The following is a 19,921-nucleotide window of genomic DNA, read 5'->3' on the forward strand; positions in this document are numbered from 1 at the left end:
CGCCGCGGCGAAAGCCTCTGCCGACTCGACCGGAGCGCCTACCGGCGCCGCAACCTCGTCGAGCGCTGCTTCAACAAGCTCAAGCACAACAAAGCCCTGGCCACTCGCTACGACAAACGCGCCCGTCACTACGAAGCCCTGGTCACCCTCGCCTGCCTACGCCTATGGCTCCCCTGACTTTACGGACACGACCTAGCGAAGCGCCTGGGCCTGCAGGCGCCGAGCCCTCACACCGCGAAGCGGAGGCGAAGCATCACGTGGCCCCGCAGACCGCGGGCGGTGGTGCTCTCTGAGCGGCCGCAAAAGGCCCATTAGCGCCGGCTCCACGGTGTACGGCCCGCCGAGAGCGCCCAGCACGTCGTGAGAGGACCGAAAGGCAGATGGAATCCGCCACCGCCGCCCAGGAACGGCTGCGCGCACGCCAGCGGGAACTTCAGGACGAGCTGGCACAGGTCCAGCGGCAACTGAAGCAACTGGAGACGACGGTGGTCGCCTCTCAGTGGCGGCATGCCCCCAGTGGCGCGAAGGGACGCGGCACCCTCTACCACGCGACAACGAATCGGAGTTGCTTCCCGGCAAGCAGGCCGGAAGAGATCACCCTGTATGAGGCCCTGCAGACGGGACTGGTCCCGTGCTCCAGGTGCTGGCCGAAGAGCGCCTAGCACCAGGCGCCGTGGGGCCAAACCTTTTCCGGCAGCGCTGGACGTTCGCCCACGAGGTACAAAGACGTGCGCGCCCGTCATTTTCCGTCTCGTTCATCGCCGTACACGGCCGTACGGCGCAGTTCACGCTACTCGGCGGGTGCGGCCGTTCGCACGGGGCTGAACGGCGACGGAGACACCCGAGTAGCACTCTGAGCAGCTCCGACAAACCTGCAAAGCGAGTTACGTGGGTTCGAATCCCGCCACGGCCTCCACAGCGTCACCCGGCGTCCGGAAGCGGCTCCCGGGTGGCTTCCTCGTCGGCCTTTCGCCATGCCCGGCGGGCGTTCTCCGTACGTACGGCGTCCAGCCAGCGCCAGAGGCCGATCTCCTCGAGTCTCAGGCCAGGGCAGGCGATCCGGTGCGGTATCCGGCACACGGCACCGGGCGCGGGCTCGTCCGCGCGGCTGTTCCAGGCCGTTCCGTTGGCGTCCACGTACCAGCGGTGCCATGCGGGCACCATGTGCGCCGGCACCGGCATGTCCGGTTCGAGGAGGACGTGCCAGCCGTAGTAGGTGACACGCCGATCGCCTACGAGCCCGCAGTTGGGGCAGACGGGCGGGGCGGGCGGCTCGGGCCCCGTGGCGCCTTCCATCGCGGCCTGGGCCCGGTCGGTCTTCTCCCACGGCTGCGGCATGCCCGGTGGCGCCTGCCGGTGTCCGTCGGGGCCGTGTAACGGGATGATGCTCGGCTCAGCTTTATCCCCCATGAATCGAGCATCAGGGGGTGTCCGGGACCGGGGTAGGGCGCAATCAGGGCGCAACGGGAGCAGTCGGGGCTGCCGGCCGCCTGACGCCGACGTCCGCTTCGAGGTCTCAACGCGGGTTCAGCGCAGCGCCCGCTGCCTTCAGTACTTCCGCACACTCGAGCTCATCAACGTCCGGCCACCCATGTCACGAGTTGGTGGCCGGACGTCAGCGCACGCTCAGTCGTCAGCCCCTCTCACCAGCAATTCATCCCCGGCTGGGAAGCGTGCCGTGCCGCCCTCCGTCCAGGTGACCACGACGGCCAATCCGCCCATCGGCCCCAAGGCGGTCGTAGTCCTCTTCACCGTGCGCCATTGCCCCTCGTAGCCGATCACGTCGCCCTCGCTGATCAGGGCCGCGCACTTGGTGGGCAGGCCTAAGCGTGTGCGTCGGCGGGGCGGATGCGGTTCAAAGGGGTCTCCCATTCGACTCCACCCCCTCTCGGCCGCAGGTACGCGGTTCGGCTGATGAGCCTGTTGGCCTCCTTGGTGCGCTCCTCGATCACCCCTTGCAGCTCGCCCGTTCGTCCCGTTTCTGCGTCCTCGACCAACGTGCCTTGTGGGTAGGGCAGATCACCGTGGCTGAGCGTCGTCGGTGAATAGTCTTGTGTGCTTGCCATGACTCCTCGCCCCACCTGCGCATATGTGTCTCACACAAGAGAACTGCCGCCGGGCGATGCGAACTTGCACACGTCTCGCACAACGCAGCGCACACGTGCGATCACGGTGAGACCATGGGACGTATCGGACGTCGAGCGGGGAAGACGCACAAGATGAGCATGAGCAGGGTTCCCGGGCCCGGAGCGAATGTGGCCGTGTGTCGCAAGGCGCGCGGCTTCAGCCAGGTTGCGCTTGCGCGGCGCGCCGGTGTGTCGGTCTCACTGCTCAGCAAGATCGAGGTGGGCGACCGCGCCCTGACCCAGGGCATTGCCGCCGCTCTCGCACATGCCATGAGCTTGACGCTGGATGAGTTGCTGGGCACGTCCCCGGTCGAACGCGCCGACGAGAACAGCCTCACGGCCCTCAACCACGCCATCCGGCGGTTCGACATCCCCGACCCGCCCCCCGCCCACCCGGAGGACCTGCCCCGTCGGCTGGCCGAGCTGAACCATCACCGCTACCGGACCGAGCTGTCGGCCGTGCTCCAGAAACTCCCGGCGGTACTGACCGACACCACCAACTACGCGCACGCCACCGAGTCGCCCGACTCCTGGACCCGCGTTGCCGACAGCTACAGCGTGGTCTACTGGCTGGCCGCCCGGCACCGCTGGATGCACCTCGCGGAGCTGGCCGTCATGAAGCAGCGGTTGGCCAGTGAGCGTGCTCACCCCATGACCGCCACCGTGGCGGCCCGGGACGAGGCCGGCACCTTCCTCAACTCCGGCGACTTCGCGGGCGGGCTCGCGATCGTCGACCGTGCCATCGTCGAGGCCGAGTCGACGCTCGACGGCCGCGAGCGGGCGTTCGGCCTGGGCCTCCTGCACCTGCGCGGGCTCACGCTGGCCGGCCGGCTCAAGGACAAGACAGCCGTTGAGGAGCACATCAGGGCGGCTTGGCGGACGGCCGAGGAGTACGGCGAGGACGCCGACGAGCACGGCATCCATTTCGGGCCGGACCAGACCGCTACGCACGTCATCTCGACGTTCTCCGACATGGACCAGCACCGCCGCGCACTGGAGACCGCCGACAGCCTCGTCCGGCGCAGCACGGAACTGCCCGCCACCCGCATCGGTCCCCTGCACATGAACCTGGGCCGTTCGCACCTCGCCCTCGGTGACCGGGACTCCGCACTGGCGTCCCTCGAGGAGGCGTGGAAGGTCGCACCCGAGATGGCCCGGGTCCACCCGACGAGCCAAGAGCTGATGCGCGTACTGACCTCACTGCACCGCCGCAGCAACCCCCGGCTGACCAAGCTCGCCAAACGCGCGGGCGTCCCCTTCTGAGGTCCGCTACGACAGTTCACGCGGTTGACCCTGACGCAAGGGCAACCCCCCACCCTGATCCGCATGACTGCCACAAGTGACAGCACCACGCGGCACCTCGCCATTCAGCACCACGGCGTCACCATCGCGGTGTCCCGCGGCGGCCGGGGAAGACCTCTGGTGCTGTGTCCGGGGCTGAACTGCACACAGGCCGACCTGTATGAGCTGATCGATCTGCTGCGGCGCGATCATGATGTCGTGGCCTTCGATCTCCGGGGGCACGGCCTCTCCTCCGCCGCCGAGCGGTACTCCTTCGACGCGTTTCTGGGCGATCTCCGTGCCGTGATGGGGGATCTCGAGTTGCCCTCGGCGCCCCTGCTCGTGGGGTACTCCCTGGGCGCGGATCTGGCCGTGCACTACGCGGCCGAGTGTCCCGACGGCGTCGCCGGGCTCGTGCTCATCGACGGGGCGAATCCGCTGCCCGAGCCGTTCGTCGCCGACGTCGACCTCGCGGAGTTCCGGGAGATGGCGCGGCAGACGGTCGAGCAGAGCAAGGGCCGCGAGCGCGCGCGTCAGGTGTTGCTGAGCGCCGAGGATGTCTTCGAGCTGGGGCTTGAGATGGATGCTGTTCGAGCCGGGATTCTCGGGCGGTACCAAGAGGTTGATGGAGCCGTGCGCATGATCATGTCCCGCGCGATCGCCGGCCGCGGCCCCGCGGGGCGTGCGCCGCGGCACAACCGGCTCTGGCGGGCCGGGGTCGAGAGGCTCGTCCGGGAGCGGGCGAACGTCTCCGTCTCCTGGCTCGACGCCGACCACCGGCTGGTCTTCACCCACGGGCCGGACATCGCCGAGATCGTCCGGAGCGCACACCAGTCCGCCGACGGGCCGGTCGGCCAGCCGGCCTCCTGAGCCAGACTCGGACCATGCTGACGATCGGCGAGCTCGCTGCCTACGCCGGAGTGACCGTGCGCGCCGTGCGGCACTATCACGCCAAGGGACTGCTGCCGGAGCCCGAGCGGGATCACTCCGGCTATCGGCGGTACGACGCCGGGGCCGTGGTGGAGCTGATCAGGATCCGGACTCTCGCCGAGGCCGGGGTTCCGCTGGCGCGTGTCCGGGAGTTGCTCCAGGCCGGCGAGGAGGAGTTCGCCTCGGCCGTCGCGGACATCGACGGGCGGCTGGAAACGGAGATCCGGGTGCGGCAGCTGCACCGCGCGCGGATCGCCCGCCTCGCCTCGGGAGACAGTCTGGCGCTGCCCCCTGAGGTGGTCGGGTTCCTCGACCGGCTGCGGGCGCTCGGCGTCGACGAGCGGATCGTCCGGGCCGAGCGCGACGGCTGGATCCCGCTGGTCGCGCGCTCTCCCGAGCGGGTGCCGGAGTGGATCGCGCGTAAGCGGGAGCAGATCGCCGATCCGGAGTTCGCCGACTTCTACTTGGCCTTGAGTGCGGCCCTCGGGTGGAGCGACAACGATCCGCGGCTGGCCGAACTGGCCGACCGGGTGGCCGTCTACGTCACGAAGCTGGCCGAGGAGCGGGGCGAGGAGTACGTCGGCGACCCGGGCGGCGGCATCGAGCCGGAGCTTGCCGAGTTGATGGACGCGTTCGTATTCGACACCGTGCCGTCCGCCCGTCGGCTCATCGAGCTGCTGAGGCAGCGGGGCTGGGCCGGCTGGACCACCCTCCAGCCCGTGACCCCGCCCGCCCCCTACAGCACTCCACCCGCCTCGTCCCGGAACACGTCCGTCCAGTAATGCCGGCCCGACCTCCCGGCCATGACTCCCGTGGGGTCGACCGCCGAGAGGACCTGGAGCATCGTCATGGCCAGCTGGTCGTACGTGTCGGTCGTCAGCTCATGGTCCGACTGGGAGTCGATGGCGCGTTCGCGGTGCAGGAGCCAGAGGGTGAAGGCGAGGGTCGAGACGTCCGTGTTCAGCGGGTACAGCGTCGCCTCGGACTCGCTCCAGTTCAGGACCGCGCCCGTCTCGCCGTCGATGACCAGGCTGTTGTCGTCGACCAGGCAGCCGAGGCGTATCAAGTGGTCGGCGCGGGAGGGGAGTTGCGTCGGGGCGTCCGCGTCGGCGTAGTACTCGGCCAGTGTCGCCAGTGGTACGTCCGTGTCCAGGGAGAAGACATGGGCGTCCTCGGGCAGGCCCGCCTCGCGGAGGAAGCGGCACGTCGGCTCGTGGGTGAGTGTCGCGGGGAAGTCGACGTCCTCGAAGCGGACCACCTTGCCGGGGCCGAACTCCTGGTCCAGCAGCCGGTGCGGGAGGTCCAGGGAGAGGCCGGATGCGCCGCCGCGGCCCGCCACGAGGGAGAGCGGGCGGATCAGGGCCGCCATCTTCCAGAAAGGGGCCGGTTCGCCGTCCGTGCCGTCGCGGAACACCGCCAGGAGGTGCTGGGACGCCTGTGCGACCGCCTTCGGGCCGTAGCGGCCCGCGTAGGAGGCGAACTGGCCGCGCAGGCCCGCCAGTTCGTCCGTGGCCTCCGCGAAGCGGACCAGGGTTCGCAGCGAGGGGGCCAAGGGGCGGCGGTCCATCAGGTCGGGGCGGTCGTGCAGGAAGGGCGTCGTCGAGATCTCGCCGGTCGCCCCGTCCAGCAGGACCGACTCCGTCTCCAGACCCCCGGGGCCCAGCAGTCCGCCTATCACCAGCTGCTCGCGCAGCTCCGCCGACAGCAGGTCGGCCGGATCGCCCGTCGAGTCCGCCACCGTGCGCAGGCCCTCCCGGCGCAGCTCGGCGAAGCTCAGCACGCCGTTCCCGGAGGGCAGTCCGGGGCCGGTCAGCCAGTGCCGCGTCGACGCGTGCGTCACCCACGGGTCCAGTTCGGACTCGGTCAGGGTGATCACCGCGGAACCGGCGTCGGTCGTACTCATGGGCTCCCCCGCATGTGCTTGCTCAGCGTCCCCTGGCGGAGCACGGCAGACCGCCCGGCCAGGCCCGGCAGCCGTCCCCCACTGCCCAGAACACTACGCCCAGCCACTGACAACGCCCCGGAACAGCGACGCGCGCCCAGCGACTTCACGTCCAGCGAATTCAGGTCGAGCGAAATTCAGGTCCAGTGAATTCAAGTCGAGCGGCTGCGCGTCCACCTCACCAGACGCTCAGACACCCCTCGCGCGTTCCATTCGCGCCGGAATCGCCCCCACGAGAACGACCCGTTCCCGGCAGGGACGTCAGGGCCGTTCCGTGACCACCGCGGCCTGCGGGCGGATCGGCAGCCGGTTCACGGGGCGGCCCGTGGCGGCCCGCACGGCGGACGCGACGGCCGCCGGGGACGTCACCACCGGCACCGCGCTGACCGCCTTCGCGCCGAAGGGGGCGATCACGTCCCGTTCCTCGACCAGCCGGACGATGCGGATGTCCGGCGCGTCGAGGGCCGTCGGGAGGGCGTAACCGGTCAGGTCCGGGTGGCGGATCAGGCCGCGCGGGGTGCGCAGGTTCTCGGTCAGCGCGATGCCCACGCCCTGGGTCACACCCGCCTCGATGCGGGCGGCCAGCTGGGCCGGGTTCAGGACCCGCCCCACGTCCTGGGCGACGGCCAGTTCCACGACCCGTACGGAACCGATCTCGATGTCGACGTCCACCACCGCGCGGATCGCGCAGAAGGACATGCCCACGAAGGCGTCGCCCTGCCCGGCCTCGTTCAGCGGCTCGGTCGGGTGCGGGCGGCACTGGGCGGTGGCCCAGAGTTCCTTGCCGTCCAGGGCCTCGGTCACGGTCGTCGAGAGGACGCCGTCGTACGACGTGATCTTGCCGTCGTTGATCTGGAGCAGCTCCGTGGACATGCCGAACTTGTGGGCGAGCGGCTGGAGGAGCTGCGTACGGACCATCTTGGCCGCGCGCTCCACCGCACCGCCCGACACCCAGGTGTGCCGGCCGTGGCAGGCCGCGCCCGCCGTGGGCTGGTCGGTGTCGACCGGCGCCACGTGCACCTCGTCGACGCCGAGCGTCTCCTGGACGATCTGCCGGGCCAGGGTCGTGAAGCCCTGGCCGGTCTCGACGGCCGCGCACAGGACCGTCGCGACACCGTCGTGGACCTTGACGGTCGCCGTGGAGACCTCGTCCGTGCCCTCCGCGCCGAGCATGTGCACCATGCCCACGCCGTAGCCCACGCCCCGGCGCACCGCGCCCGGTTCGCCCGCGCCCTCGGGGCCGCCGGGCAGCAGCCACTCGTCCTCGGGCGTGTCCTTGGGCAGCGGCGGCAGCGGGAAGTCCCGTACGGCCTGGAGCAGTTCGGCGACCGGGGCCGGGCAGGTCACCGTCTGGCCGGTCGGGAGCACGTCGCCGGTGGCCATGGCGTTGCGCAGCCGCACCTCGGCCGGGTCGATGCCGAGCTTCTTGGCGATCTTGTCCATCTGCGCCTCGTAAGCGGCGCAGACCTGCATGGCCCCTTCGCCGCGTACATGGCCGGACGGGGGGTTGTTGGTGCGTACGGCCCAGCCCTCGATGAAGGCGTTCGGGACGACGTACGGGCCGCAGGCGAAGCCGACCGCGGCGGCGAGGGCCTCGGCGGAGCTGTCGGCGTAGGCGCCCGCGTCGAGCAGGATCTGCGCCTCGACCTTGACGAGTGTGCCCTCGGCGTCCGCGTGGTGGCGGTAGCGCAGGAGTGTGGGGTGCCGGTGGGCGTGGCCGAGGAACGACTCCTCGCGCGTGGCCGTGAGCTTCACCGGGCAGCCGGTCCGCAGCGCCAGCAGGCCCAGTGGAAGCTGGAAGCTCTGGTCCTCGCGGTCGGCCGTGGCGCCGGGGACTCCGGTGACGACGACCTTGACGCGCTCGGGCTCCAGGCCGAAGGCGGCGGCGGCCGCGTCGCGGTCGGCGTGCGGGTCGGTGGAGGCGAGGTACAGCTCCACGCCGCCGTCCGGGCGCGGTACGGCCAGTCCCGCCTCGGCGCCGATGGGCGCGGGGTCCTGGCGGCCGATGCGGTACAGGCCCTCGACGACGATCTCGCCGGCCGCGTCCGGGTCGCCGTGGTGCAGCGGGATGTGCCGGATCAGGTTGCCGTCGGGGTGCAGGGGCTCGGCCTCGAAGGCGTGCTCCGGGTCGGTCACCGGGTCGAGCACCTCGTACTCGACGATGACGGCGGCGGCGGCCATGCGCGCGGTGTCCGGGTGGTCGGCGGCGACGGCGGCGATGGGCTCGCCGTGGTGGCGTACGACCTCGGAGGCGAAGACCGGGCGGTCGGCCGTGCCGCGGCCGGGGAACGGGCTGCCGGGGATGTCCTCATGGGTGACGACGGCGCGTACGCCGGGCATCTCGCGCGCGTGGGAGGTGTCGATCGACACGATGCGCGCGTGCGGGTGCGGTGAGCGCAGGACGGCCGCCCACAGCAGTCCCTCGGCCCACAGGTCGGCGGCGTAGGGGAAGGTGCCCTCCGTCTTGGCGCGGGCGTCCGCGGCCGGGAGGGACACGCCGAGGCCGTGCGGCGGTGCTTCGGGGGCGGGGACGGCCTCCGCGGCCTGCGCGGTGGCTGCTTCGTTGCTCACGCGGGGCCTCCGTCCTGGCCGTAGGGCTGGTCGTGCGCGTCAGGGGAATGCGGGTCCGGGGAACGCGCGTCCTGGGCGTGCGCCTCCGGGGGCGATCCGAAGGCCGAGGGGTGGACGCCGCCGGCGCCCGGGCCCGCCTGACGCGGGATACGGGCCTCGTCGGTGTCGCCCGCGGCGGGCGCGGCGTGTGTCTCGCGTTCGGCGACGACTTCCTTCACGGCGTCGACCACGCCCCGGTAGCCGGAGCAGCGGCACAGGTTGCCGCAGAGCGCCTGGCGGGTCTCCAGCTCGGTGGGCGCCGGGTTGCCCTCCAGGAGGTCGTGCAGCGTCATCGCCATGCCCGGTACGCAGAAGCCGCACTGCACGGCGCCGCAGCGCGCGAGCGCCCGCTGGACGTCCGAGGGCTGCCCTTCCTCGGCCAGGCCCTCGACGGTACGGACCTCGCTGCCGGCGGCGGTCACGGCCGGGACCAGGCAGGACGCGACGAGCCGCCCGTCGACCTGGACGTTGCACGCCCCGCACTCGCCCTGCGAGCAGCCGTCCTTGGCGCCGGCCAGGCCGAGCCGCTCGCGCAGCACGTAGAGCAGGGACTCGCCGATCCACGCCTCGGTGACGGGGCGGTCGGTGCCGTTGACGCGCAGGACGTAGGAGGCGAGGGGGTGTTCCTCCTGCGGGAGGGCGGGCGCGTCCTGGGATGCGGGGGCCGCGTCGTCCGGGGCGCCGGAGGGGTCCTGCGGTGCCGGGTCGTCCGGGGTCTGGCCGTCGGCGGCCTCCGGTCCGGCGTCCGTGTCCGCGTCCGCCATGGCGGGGAGGGGCACGGCGACCGGCTCGGCGGGGCTGTCGGCGCCCTCTGCGGCGCCCGGGGCGTCCTCGGCGGGCCCGTCGGCCTCACCGGTCCCGGGAGCGGCCTGTGAGGCGTCCTGGACGGCCTCCGGGGGCGCGGTGGGTTCGACGTGTCCGGCGTGTTCGGCGTGTTCGGCGTGTTCGGCGTGTGCCTCGTACGGCTGGACGGGTGCGGAGGGCGCGGGGTGTTCGTCCGGGTGTCCGGCGGGGCCGGACGGTTCCGGTGCGTGGCCGGGTACGCCGGACGGCTCCGGCGCGTGCTCGGGGCGGTGCTCGCCCCTGTGATCGGCGCCGTGCTCGACCCCGTGCCCGACTCGATGGTCGGCGAAGCCTGACGGCTCCGGCCCGTGGTCGCCGAAGCCGGACGGCTCCGGCGCATGACCGAGCCCCCCGGGCCGAGGCGCGTGGCCGCCGCCCGGCGTCCGGTGCGTCGGGTCCGTCTCCTGCGGCAGGGGCCCGGCAGGCGGCTGCTCCGGGGCGTGCGCGCTCTGGTCCGGTGCGTACGCGGAGGGCGGTCCGGCGAGCCCCTGCGGTCCGTGGCCCTGCTCGTGCTCCCGCGGGTAGCCGGGCCCGGCCTGCTCCTGCCCCGGGGCGTCCTGCTGGGCCTGCTGCCCCCACGGCTCGCCCGCCGCCTGGGTCGCCCACGGTGCGGGAGCGCCGCCCGGCAGCGTGGCCGGCGGGTTGCCGCCGCCCCACTGCTCGACCAGCGAGGACGTGGTGAACTCGCCCGACTCGTCCGGAAGGTCGCCCCCGGCGACGGGGATGGACCACTGCCCGGTCACGTCATGGCCGGGCGCGGGCTCCGCCGCCGCGGCCTCCTCGAAGTTCCACTGCCCGGTGGCTCCCGGGTTGTACGTGAACCGGTCGTCGGCGCCGTGCTGCCCCGCCCCGGAGTCGGAGCCGTACGACGTACCGGAGCCGTAGGGCGCGTCGGAACCGTACGGCGTGTCGGCTCCGTACGGCTGCTCGGCGACCTCGTGGCCCTGCTGCTGGTGTGCCGCGTGCGGGTCGTGCCACTGGGCGCCGTCGACGGGCGCTCCGGGCACCGGCCACCCGCCCGTGGCGGCCGGGTCGGTTCCGGCGGTCGTGGCGGGGTCGACCGTTATCTGCGGCGGTACGTAGCCGTGGCCGGGCGCGGCGAGGGGGCTGTCGGCGGCCAGCAGGGCGTCGATACCTCCCTCGGGGAGCTCGACGAAGGCGGTGGCGCCGTCGTCGTACTCACCCTGGGGCAGCGGGTCCCAGCGGCTGCCGCCCCGGGGTGCGCCCTGTCCGTGCTGGTCGTCGGTCACGACAGCGCCCTCCCCAGTGCTCGTCGGGCCAGCGCGGCGACGGTGCGCCGCAGGTGCAGTACGGCGGGCGGAAGCTGCGGTACGGAGCCGTCCTCGGCCGGGGCCGCGTCGGGGATGCAGGCCGTGGCGACGTACTCCCCGAAGGCGGTCAGCGCCTCCGGCACGATCGCGCGGTTGTTGTCCCAGTCGATGAGCCGGCCGACCCACTCCTCGGCATCGAGGGGCCGCAGCGCCATCGGCGCTATGGCGCCCACCGCGCAGCGCACACCCCGGCGCGCGGGGTCCAGGACCAGGGCCACGGACGCCACCGCGCGGCCGGGGCCGGTGCGGCCGGTCGCCTTCAGGAAGACCTGCGGGGCGTGCAGCAGCGGCACGCGCACGTAGCCGATGAGTTCACCGGCGCGCAGCATGTCCATCCCGGCCAGCAGGTGCGACACCGGGATCTCCCGGCGGGCTCCGCCCGGGCCCGCGATGATCAGTGTCGCCTCCAGGGCGGCCAGGACCGGCAGCGCGTCACCGGTGGGGGCGGCCGAGGCGATGTTGCCGCCCAGGGTGCCCGCGTTGCGGATGTGCGGCGGGCCCGCGGCGCGCGCGGCGGCGGCCAGGGCCGGGATCAGGGCCGCGAAGTCGGGGCGTCCCATGCGCGCGTGGGTGAGGCCCGCGCCGAGCAGCGCGTGACCGTCCTGGTACTGCCAGCCGCGGATCTCGCTGATCCGGCCGAGTCCCACCAGCGCGGCGGGCCTGAGCTGCCCGGAGTTGACGGAGGCCATCAGGTCGGTGCCACCGGCGACGGGCACGGCGGCGGGCACGGCGGTGAGTGCCGCCACGGCCTCGTCCAGCGTCGTGGGCAGCGTGACGGCCTGCGCCGCCTGCGGTGCGTGCGTGGTCAAACCGGCTGCCCCTTCCCGCTGCCCCACCTGGTCCCACCTGTGCTGCCGTACGGTACGTGCTGACAGGGCGGACGTGGCAACTCTGGCACATCTTGGCGAGAGCCGAAGACACGGGTCCGCTAGGAGGCATTCGCCCACCTCATCGGGGAGATGGTCCGTTTTCGCACGGGTTCACCAGTGCGTACCGATTGGCACTTTCGGTGACCCTTGTGCGCATTTTCCGTGGCCTGTTCGAGCTGTTCGGTACCCGCGAGCGGTCCTACCGGTGCGGCGGCGGGCCGTCGATCGGGCGCCCCAGCACTCCGGGGCGCCGCTGCCAGGGCAGCGGCCCGGCGGGTGACCGGTAGGCGACGCCCAGGGCGTCGAGCCGCCGGTAGTGGGCCGTCATCCGGTGCTCGAAGCCGGCGAAGTCCCGTTCCGCCGGGGCGGGAAGGGCGCTCCAGGCGACCTCGGCGAAGGCCGCGAGCCGGGGGAACGCCTGGTAGTCCACGCGCGCCTGGTCCTCCATCACCTCGGTCCACAGGTTGGCCTGGGTGCCCAGCACGTGCCGGGCCTCCTCGGGCGTCAGCTCCGGCGGCACGGGCTCGAACCGGTAGACGTCCTCCAGGGTGCGCACCCACCCGATCGGTACCGGCTCGTCGGGGCCCGGGTCCTGACGGTGGTCCAGATACACCTGCTGCTCGGGGCACATGACGACGTCGTGGCCGGCCCGCGCGGCGGCGATGCCTCCGGCGTAGCCGCGCCAGGAGGACACGGCCGCGCCCTTCGCCAGCCCGCCCTCCAGGATCTCGTCCCAGCCGATCAGCCGGCGCCCGCGCGCGGCGAGCCACGCGTCGAAGTGCCCGATGAACCAGGACTGGAGCTCGTCCTCGCCCGCGAGCCCGAGTTCCCTGATGCGCGCCTGGGCGGTCTCCGACCGCCGCCACTGGTCCTTGGGGCATTCGTCGCCGCCGATGTGGACGAACTCCGACGGGAACAGCTCGAGGACTTCCTCGAAGACGCCCTCGTAGAAGCGCAGGGTGTTGTCAGTGGGGGCGAGTACGTTCGGGTTGATTCCCCAGGTGTCCCAGACGGAGAGGCTGTTGGTGTCGATGACGTCGGTGTTGCCGAGTTCCGGGTACGCGGCGATGGCGGCCTGCGAGTGGCCGGGTACGTCGATTTCGGGGACGACGGTGATATGCCGCTCGGCGGCGTAGGCGACGATCTCCCGGATGTCGTCCCGGGTGTAGTAGCCGCCGTGCGGCTTCTCCTCCCACAGCGGCGAGGCGCGGTGGCCGGTTTTCGTACGGGCCCGCCAGGAGCCGATCTCCGTCAGCCGCGGATGCCGCTCGATCTCGATGCGCCAGCCCTGGTCGTCCGTCAGATGGAAGTGGAAGACGTTGAGTTTGTGCGCCGCCATCAGATCGAGGTAACGCAGGACGCCTTCCTTGGGCATGAAGTGCCGGGCGACGTCGAGCATCAGGCCGCGCCAGCGGAATCGGGGCGCGTCCTCGATCGTGAGGTACGGCACGGACCGGGCGCGGTCACGGCCGAGCGGGGCCCTGCGGTACGCGTCGGGGCCGAGGAGCTGCCGCAGCGTCTGGGCGCCCCAGAAGACACCGGCCGCGCTGCCGCCCTCGATGAGAACGCCGTTGACGTCGCTGACGAGGCGGTACTCCTCGGGACCGAGTCCGGGGTCGAGCCGGAGCCCGATGCCGTCGCCGCCGGGTTCGGGCCCTTCGTGGAGGGGCAGGCCGGTGGCCTGCCCCAGGGCGGTGCGCAGCCAGCGGCCGACGCCCTCCGTCCCGGGGCCGGCGTGGAGCCGGGAGCGGGCCGTCAGCCGCACCTCGCCGGAGCCGGAGCCGGAGCCGGTGGTGGTGGCAGCGGCGGCGCTGGTGGCGATGTCGCGGGGTGCCGGAATCAGATCGGTCACGTCAGTCCTTCACCGCTCCGCCCAGTCCGGAGACCAGGCGCCGCTGTACGAGTACGAAGAAGACCAGGACCGGGATCGTCATCACCGTGGAGGCGGCCATGACGCCGCCCCAGTCCGGGTCGTCGGGCTTGTAGAAGACCAGCAGCGCCATGGGCAGCGTCGACTGGGAAGTGTCACTGATGATGAACGACTTGGCGAAGAGGAAGTCGTTCCAGGCGGAGATGAAGGAAAACACGCTGGTGGCCACGAGACCCGGCAGGACGAGGGGGAAAAGGATCTGCCAGAGGAATCGCGCCCGGCTCGCCCCGTCGATGTACGCGGCCTCCTCCAGCGCCTCCGGAACGCCTTTCACGAACCCCCGCAGCATCCAGATCGCGAAGGGCAGCGAGAAGGCGATGTGGGGCAGGATCAGCGAGCCGAGCGTGTTCAGCTGACCGAAGTCCCGCATGAGGAAGAAGAGGGGGATCGTGAGGGCTTCCACGGGAACCATCTGGGCCACCAGAAACATGATCAGCAGGGTGGTCCGGAGGCGGAAGCGGAATCGTGTCACGGCGGTCGCGGCGAGAAACGCGATCAGCGCGGAGGCGATCACGACACAGCTCGCGACGACGAGGCTGTTGAGGAAGTAACGGCCGAATTCCTGCTGCCCGAAGACGCGCCGGAAGGAATCCAGGGAGGGCGCGAGAGTCCACGGCCGGGGCTCGCTCGACTCGATCTCCCCGGCCGGTTTGAAGGCGCTGAGCACCATCCAGTAGAGGGGGAAGGCGACGACGACCGCGATCAGCAGGACCGAGGCCTCGGCGGCCAGCCGCCCCGGGCGGCGGACCCGGGCGCGTAGAAGATTCACAGTTCCTCCCCCTGCCGGCGCAGCAGCCGCAGGTACACCAGCGTGACGGCGAGCAGGATCAGCAGCATCACGATGCCGATCGCCGAGCCGAGGCTGTACTGCGAGGACGCGAACGCCTGCTGGTAGGCGTAGACGTTGAGGACCAGGTTCTGGCCCGCGATGCCGCCGCCGTTCGTCATGACGTAGATCTGGGTGAAGACCTTGAAGTCCCAGATGACCGACTGGATGGTGACGACGACCAGGATCGGCCGGAGCATCGGGGCGAGTACGGAGCGCCAGATACGCCACTGCGAGGCGCCGTCCAGGGCGGCGGCCTCCAGGACCTCGGAGGGTACGGCGCGGATACCGGCGTACACGGTCACCATCACGAACGGGAAGGAGCACCACACCACTTCGAGCAGGACGAGGAAGAAGGCGCTGATCCGCCCGTACGTCCATGAGTGGTCGCCGAGGCCCAGCATCCGGTTGACCGGGCCGAAGTCCGGGTCGAAGAGGAACAGCCAGACCGTGGAGCCGGTGACGGCCGGGGTCGCCCACGCGCCCAGCGCGGCGAGCATCAGCGCGAGCCGCGGTACGGCCCGCACGCGGGTGAGGAGCACGGCGAGGGCGCAGCCGACCGCGAGTGTGGAGACGACGCAGGCCGCCGCGAACAGCACGGTGGCGAGCAGCACCTGCCAGAACTGCGGGTCCCCGAACAGCTCGGCGTAGTTCCCGAACCCCTGGAACGTGGCCGGTTCGCCGCCGCTGACCTGGGCCTGGGTGTACTCGAAGAACGAGATCAGGCCGAGTTGATAGATGGGGTAGACGAGCAGCCCGCCGAGCACGACGAGCGCGGGCGCGAGATACAGCCAGGGCGTCCAGCCGCCGGAGGCGCCGACGGATCTGCCGGGTGCGGCCCGTCGTGACCCCGGTCGCCCGCTCCGCGCCCCGGCGACCTTGCCCGAAAGCCGGCGCGGCGAACCGCCGCCCTCCTCGGCGCGGGCCTCGCGGGAACGATCCCCGGTCGGCCCGGCCGGGCCGACGGGCGCTGCGGCGACGCTCGCGGAAGCGGGCGCGGGCGCGGCATGGCCGCCGGTCAGCTCACGCGCGGCTCCCGCCGAGATCTTCCCGCCAGGACGGCCCGCCACCCCCGCAGGCCCCGGGCGATCGACTCCCGCCCCATCAGTCCCGGCAGGACCGCCCGCCGCCCCCGCAGTTCCCGCCGAGCCGGCACCAGGCGAATCGACCCCGGCGGCGTCGGTCCCGGCCAGGCCGGCTTCCGCCGATTCCGTGCGGTCGTTCATCCGGCTCACCCGGCGGAGCCGAACGCGGTGTTCATCTTCTGCGCGGCGGCTTCGGAGGCGGCGGGCACGTCCTTCTTGCCCGCGATGACCTCCTGGAACATCGTCGGCAGGACGAGCGAGGAGTCGATCTGGGCCCAGGCGGGTGAGGCGGGGACGAACTTGGTGCCGGCCGAGAGCGTCTGCACGAAGGGCTTCACGAAGGGCTCCTCGGTCGCGACCTGCTGCCGTACGTCCGTGAAGGTCGGCAGGAAGCCCATCGCGCCGAAGAGCTCGGTCTGCGTCTTCTTGGAGGCGAGCTGTTCCATCAGCTCGACGGCGAGCGTGCGGTGCGAGGTGCTCTTCAGGACGCCGATGTTGTTGCCGCCGGCGAAGGCGGGAGCGATCGAGCCGGACTTCACACCCGGCAGCGGGACGACGGCGTACTTGCCCTTGACCTTCCCGGCCTCGACGGCGGTGTGGCTGAAGTCGCCGCCGATCGCCATCCCGGCCTTCCCGGCGGCGAAGGCGGAGATCGTGTCGTTGCCGCCCATGCCCGCGCACTTGGCGGCCGGACAGTTGTCGTCACCGAAGAGGGACGTGTAGGCCTTGATGCCCTTCTGGGCCTCGGGGCTGTCGATGCCGGAGGCGTACGAACCGCCCTTGCCGTTGGCGAGTTCACCGCCGTTGGCCCAGACGAACGGCATCGCGCCGTAGGTGTAGGCGCCGCCGACGACGAGCCCGTAGAGGTCGGGCTTCGCGGCGCGGATCGCGCGGGCGGTGGAGGCGAGTTCGTCCATCGTCTTCGGGGGCTTCAGACCCAGCTCTTCGAAGACGTCCGTGCGGTAGTACAGGGCGCGGACGCCGACGTAGAACGGGGCGCCGTACATCTTGCCGTCCACCGTCACGGACTGCTTCGCGGTCGGGTCGGTGTCCTTCGCCTCGCTCCAGTCGCCGAAGTCCTTCGTGACGTCGAGGAGTCCGCCGTCCTTCACATAGCCGGCCGTGTCGGTGTTGCCGTACTCCATGACGTCGGGAGCGGAGGCGGGGTCGTTGAAGGCGGCCTTGACGCGCTGGGCGCGGGTGTCGATCGGGATGTACTCGACGTTGACCTCGGTGCCCTTGTGGGCCTTCTCGAAGGCGGCGACGACCGAGTCGACGACCTTCTCCTTGGGGGCGTTGCCGACCTCCTGGAAGAGCCAGACACGCAGCGCGCCGGTCTTCTCGTCCTTGTCGGAGGAGGAGTTACTGGAGGTCTGGGGTGCGCAGGCGGTGGCCAGCAGGGCGGCGAGCGCCGTGAGCCCGGCAAAACGGACGGACAGCTTCATGAAGTGCTCCTCCGAGGGAGTGTTGCAACATGCGCAATGAAGGTTTCGCTGTGCACAACACATCGGAGGCTAGGGACTGCATGAACACGACCACAAGAGGTCTCAACCACTCTGTGACCGGCAGAAGCGTCCCGCGCAACGCCCGGACAGCACAAAAGCCTCCAGGGCACGCAAAACGCACCCTGGAGGCCTTACGCCGCACAGGCCGGGCGCTACTTGTCGCCCTTGCCCTTGTCGTCGTCGCCGGAGCTCATCGACTCGTAGATCTCCTTGCACATGGGACACACGGGGTACTTCTTCGGGTCGCGGCCCGGCACCCACACCTTGCCGCACAGCGCCACGACGGGGGTGCCGTCGAGGGCGCTCGCCATGATCTTGTCCTTCTGGACGTAATGGGCGAAGCGCTCGTGGTCACCGTCACCGTGCGAGGTCTGCGGCGTCGGCTCTACGAGGGTCCCCGTACCAGTCCCGCGCTCGGGCTCGAGAGTGCTCATACGCCCCAGGGTACTGAAGCTCACACGCATCAGTTGAGCGAAGGGTCGTCCGGATACGTCGCCACCATCGCCAGCTCGTTGCGCTGGCGGCGCAGGACCTCGCGCCAGAGCCGCTCGGGACACGGGGACGAGACATCGCCGGGCTCCGACTCCACGACGTACCACGCGCCGTCCACCAGCTCGTCCTCCAGCTGTCCCGGGCCCCAGCCGGCGTATCCGGCGAAGATCCGCAGGGAGCCGAGGGCGGAGGCGAGCAGCTGCGGCGGGGCCTCCAGATCGACCAGGCCGATCGCGCCGTGCACCCGGCGCCAGCCCAGCGGGCCTGCCTCCCCGGTCGCGCCGCCGGGTACGACCGCGACCCCGAGGGCCGAGTCCAGCGAGACCGGACCGCCCTGGAAGACGACGCCCGGCTCGCCGGCGAGGTCTCCCCAGCCCTCCAGGATGTCGTTCACATCCACCGGGGTGGGGCGGTTGAGGACGACACCGAGGGAGCCCTCCTCGTCGTGGTCGAGGAGCAGCACGACCGCGCGGTCGAAGTTCGGGTCCGCCAGGGCGGGGGTGGCCACGAGCAACCGCCCTGTGAGCGAGGACACCTCGGTCATGCCAGACATGATCCCGCATCTTCCCTCCGTGCGGGGAGGCAATGGGGGGACGCGAGGGTACGCAGCTCAGGGCGCACCGGTGCGTCCCACGCGCGCGAAAGTGACCGTGACCCCATGTGCCCGGCACGGAACGGTTCGTGTTGTGACAGAGCTATGACGTGTCTGGGTCTGACTCAGGCTTACAGAAGGGGGGTGGTGGGCGATTACCCTTTCCCTTCTGGCCCCTGCCCGACTCCACGGAACGCGAGATTCATGACCGTCAACGACGATGTCCTGCTTGTCCACGGCGGAACCCCGCTGGAGGGCGAGATCCGTGTCCGCGGTGCGAAGAACCTCGTACCGAAGGCCATGGTGGCAGCGCTGCTGGGCAGCGCTCCGAGCCGGCTGCGCAATGTTCCGGACATCCGTGACGTACGGGTCGTGCGGGGTCTGCTGCAGCTGCACGGTGTGACGGTCCGTCCGGGGGACGAACCCGGCGAACTGGTGATGGATCCGACGCGCGTGGAGAGCGCCAACGTCGCTGACATCGATGCCCACGCCGGTTCGAGCCGTATCCCGATCCTGTTCTGCGGTCCGCTGCTGCACCGTCTCGGCCACGCCTTCATTCCCGGCCTCGGCGGCTGTGACATCGGCGGCCGGCCCATCGACTTCCACTTCGACGTGCTGCGGCAGTTCGGCGCGCGGATCGAGAAGCGGGAGGACGGGCAGTACCTGGAGGCGCCGCAGCGGCTGCGCGGTACGAAGATCCGGCTGCCGTACCCGTCCGTCGGCGCGACCGAGCAGGTGCTGCTGACGGCGGTCCTCGCGGAGGGCGTCACGGAGCTGTCCAACGCGGCCGTCGAGCCGGAGATCGAGGACCTGATCTGCGTTCTGCAGAAGATGGGCGCGATCATCGCGATGGACACCGACCGGACGATCCGCATCACCGGTGTGGACAAGCTCGGCGGGTACACCCACCACGCCCTGTCGGACCGGCTGGAGGCCGCGTCCTGGGCGTCGGCGGCGCTGGCGACCGAGGGCAACGTCTACGTCCGCGGCGCGCAGCAGCGCTCGATGATGACGTTCCTGAACACCTACCGGAAGGTGGGCGGGGCCTTCGAGATCGACGACGAGGGCATCCGCTTCTGGCACCCCGGCGGCCAGCTCAAGTCCATCGCGCTGGAGACGGACGTCCACCCCGGCTTCCAGACCGACTGGCAGCAGCCGCTGGTGGTGGCCCTGACCCAGGCCACGGGCCTGTCCATCGTCCACGAGACGGTCTACGAGTCCCGCCTCGGCTTCACCTCCGCGCTGAACCAGATGGGCGCGCACATCCAGCTCTACCGCGAGTGCCTGGGCGGCTCCGACTGCCGCTTCGGCCAGCGCAACTTCCTCCACTCGGCCGTCGTCTCGGGCCCGACCAAGCTCCAGGGCGCCGACCTGGTCATCCCCGACCTCCGCGGCGGCTTCTCGTACCTCATCGCCGCCCTCGCGGCCCAGGGCACCTCCCGAGTCCACGGCATCGGCCTCATCAACCGCGGCTACGAGAACTTCATGGAGAAGCTCATGGAGCTCGGCGCGAAGGTCGAGCTGCCGGGCAAGGCGCTCGGGTAGCACACGCAGTGATG

At 71.3% G+C, this 19,921-nt stretch carries 16 protein-coding genes and 1 pseudogene; 6 read left to right on the forward strand and 11 right to left on the reverse strand.

The window, feature by feature from the left end:
- Positions 1-177: pseudogene (locus ACFT32_RS42545) on the forward strand (IS5/IS1182 family transposase); the annotation flags it as partial.
- Between the two features lie 203 nt (positions 178-380).
- Complete coding sequence (locus ACFT32_RS42550; RefSeq protein ID WP_382499932.1) at positions 381-662, forward strand: hypothetical protein; 282 nt, start codon at positions 381-383, stop codon at positions 660-662.
- 259 nt (positions 663-921) lie between these two features.
- Here the strand turns inward: ACFT32_RS42550 and ACFT32_RS42555 are convergent, their stop codons facing one another.
- On the reverse strand, positions 922-1,410 hold the full coding sequence (locus ACFT32_RS42555; protein ID WP_382499934.1) for a DUF6083 domain-containing protein: 489 nt from the start codon (positions 1,408-1,410) through the stop codon (positions 922-924).
- 815 nt (positions 1,411-2,225) lie between these two features.
- Here ACFT32_RS42555 and ACFT32_RS42560 point away from each other — a divergent pair.
- The 3 genes from ACFT32_RS42560 to ACFT32_RS42570 all read left to right on the forward strand — a co-directional run bounded on the left by ACFT32_RS42560 (position 2,226) and on the right by ACFT32_RS42570 (position 5,119).
- On the forward strand, positions 2,226-3,389 hold the full coding sequence (locus ACFT32_RS42560; RefSeq protein WP_382499936.1) for a helix-turn-helix domain-containing protein: 1,164 nt from the start codon (positions 2,226-2,228) through the stop codon (positions 3,387-3,389).
- Positions 3,390-3,452: 63 nt separating this feature from the next.
- Positions 3,453-4,277, forward strand: coding sequence for an alpha/beta hydrolase (locus ACFT32_RS42565; protein ID WP_382499938.1), 825 nt, complete (start codon positions 3,453-3,455; stop codon positions 4,275-4,277).
- A gap of 14 nt (positions 4,278-4,291) precedes the next feature.
- Positions 4,292-5,119, forward strand: a complete 828-nt coding sequence (locus ACFT32_RS42570; protein ID WP_382499941.1) for a MerR family transcriptional regulator — start codon at positions 4,292-4,294, stop codon at positions 5,117-5,119.
- Here the strand turns inward: ACFT32_RS42570 and ACFT32_RS42575 are convergent.
- The 10 genes from ACFT32_RS42575 to ACFT32_RS42620 form a co-directional block, all read right to left on the reverse strand.
- Complete coding sequence (locus tag ACFT32_RS42575) at positions 5,074-6,240, reverse strand: SUKH-4 family immunity protein (protein WP_382499943.1); 1,167 nt, start codon at positions 6,238-6,240, stop codon at positions 5,074-5,076. The two genes, ACFT32_RS42570 and ACFT32_RS42575, sit on opposite strands and share 46 nt — an antisense overlap.
- Positions 6,241-6,540: 300 nt before the next feature.
- The gene (locus tag ACFT32_RS42580; RefSeq protein ID WP_382499945.1) at positions 6,541-8,850 is read right to left on the reverse strand and encodes a xanthine dehydrogenase family protein molybdopterin-binding subunit; all 2,310 of its coding nucleotides are present in this window, start codon (positions 8,848-8,850) and stop codon (positions 6,541-6,543) included.
- On the reverse strand, positions 8,847-10,982 hold the full coding sequence (locus ACFT32_RS42585; protein WP_382499947.1) for a 2Fe-2S iron-sulfur cluster-binding protein: 2,136 nt from the start codon (positions 10,980-10,982) through the stop codon (positions 8,847-8,849). Before ACFT32_RS42585 ends, ACFT32_RS42580 begins: the two co-directional genes overlap by 4 nt.
- Positions 10,979-11,872, reverse strand: coding sequence for an FAD binding domain-containing protein (locus tag ACFT32_RS42590; RefSeq protein ID WP_382499950.1), 894 nt, complete (start codon positions 11,870-11,872; stop codon positions 10,979-10,981). The genes ACFT32_RS42585 and ACFT32_RS42590 overlap by 4 nt, the downstream gene beginning before the upstream one ends.
- A gap of 259 nt (positions 11,873-12,131) precedes the next feature.
- On the reverse strand, positions 12,132-13,784 hold the full coding sequence (locus ACFT32_RS42595; RefSeq protein WP_382499952.1) for a beta-N-acetylhexosaminidase: 1,653 nt from the start codon (positions 13,782-13,784) through the stop codon (positions 12,132-12,134).
- A 1-nt stretch (position 13,785) separates the two neighbouring features.
- Entirely contained in the window at positions 13,786-14,631 is an 846-nt protein-coding gene (locus ACFT32_RS42600; RefSeq protein ID WP_382499954.1) for a carbohydrate ABC transporter permease, read from the reverse strand.
- Positions 14,628-15,479 carry a carbohydrate ABC transporter permease gene (locus tag ACFT32_RS42605; RefSeq protein WP_382500079.1) on the reverse strand — a complete coding sequence of 284 codons (852 nt, stop codon included), beginning with the start codon at positions 15,477-15,479 and terminating at the stop codon, positions 14,628-14,630. Before ACFT32_RS42605 ends, ACFT32_RS42600 begins: the two co-directional genes overlap by 4 nt.
- Positions 15,480-15,919: 440 nt before the next feature.
- Positions 15,920-17,218: an extracellular solute-binding protein gene (locus ACFT32_RS42610; protein ID WP_382499956.1), complete on the reverse strand. Its 1,299-nt coding sequence runs from the start codon at positions 17,216-17,218 to the stop codon at positions 15,920-15,922.
- A gap of 212 nt (positions 17,219-17,430) precedes the next feature.
- Entirely contained in the window at positions 17,431-17,712 is a 282-nt protein-coding gene (locus ACFT32_RS42615; RefSeq protein WP_003990595.1) for a DUF3039 domain-containing protein, read from the reverse strand.
- A 29-nt stretch (positions 17,713-17,741) separates the two neighbouring features.
- Positions 17,742-18,314 carry a YqgE/AlgH family protein gene (locus ACFT32_RS42620; protein ID WP_382499958.1) on the reverse strand — a complete coding sequence of 191 codons (573 nt, stop codon included), beginning with the start codon at positions 18,312-18,314 and terminating at the stop codon, positions 17,742-17,744.
- Between the two features lie 252 nt (positions 18,315-18,566).
- On the opposite strand from ACFT32_RS42620, the gene murA reads away from it, so the two are divergent.
- Positions 18,567-19,907 carry a UDP-N-acetylglucosamine 1-carboxyvinyltransferase gene (murA, locus tag ACFT32_RS42625; RefSeq protein ID WP_382499960.1) on the forward strand — a complete coding sequence of 447 codons (1,341 nt, stop codon included), beginning with the start codon at positions 18,567-18,569 and terminating at the stop codon, positions 19,905-19,907.
- Positions 19,908-19,921: the final 14 nt, after the last annotated feature.

Source organism: Streptomyces sp. NPDC057002 (assembly GCF_042673825.1).
Lineage (GTDB): Bacteria > Actinomycetota > Actinomycetes > Streptomycetales > Streptomycetaceae > Streptomyces.

Excerpts from the sequence above, each read along its gene's own strand:
- ACFT32_RS42550 (WP_382499932.1), top strand. The coding sequence starts at position 381 with ATGGAATCCGCCACCGCCGCCCAGGAACGGCTGCGCGCACGCCAGCGG.
- ACFT32_RS42555 (WP_382499934.1), bottom strand. The coding sequence starts at position 1,410 with ATGGGGGATAAAGCTGAGCCGAGCATCATCCCGTTACACGGCCCCGAC.
- ACFT32_RS42560 (WP_382499936.1), top strand. The coding sequence starts at position 2,226 with ATGAGCAGGGTTCCCGGGCCCGGAGCGAATGTGGCCGTGTGTCGCAAG.
- ACFT32_RS42565 (WP_382499938.1), top strand. The coding sequence starts at position 3,453 with ATGACTGCCACAAGTGACAGCACCACGCGGCACCTCGCCATTCAGCAC.
- ACFT32_RS42570 (WP_382499941.1), top strand. The coding sequence starts at position 4,292 with ATGCTGACGATCGGCGAGCTCGCTGCCTACGCCGGAGTGACCGTGCGC.
- ACFT32_RS42575 (WP_382499943.1), bottom strand. The coding sequence starts at position 6,240 with ATGAGTACGACCGACGCCGGTTCCGCGGTGATCACCCTGACCGAGTCC.
- ACFT32_RS42610 (WP_382499956.1), bottom strand. The coding sequence starts at position 17,218 with ATGAAGCTGTCCGTCCGTTTTGCCGGGCTCACGGCGCTCGCCGCCCTG.
- ACFT32_RS42615 (WP_003990595.1), bottom strand. The coding sequence starts at position 17,712 with ATGAGCACTCTCGAGCCCGAGCGCGGGACTGGTACGGGGACCCTCGTA.
- ACFT32_RS42620 (WP_382499958.1), bottom strand. The coding sequence starts at position 18,314 with ATGACCGAGGTGTCCTCGCTCACAGGGCGGTTGCTCGTGGCCACCCCC.
- murA (WP_382499960.1), top strand. The coding sequence starts at position 18,567 with ATGACCGTCAACGACGATGTCCTGCTTGTCCACGGCGGAACCCCGCTG.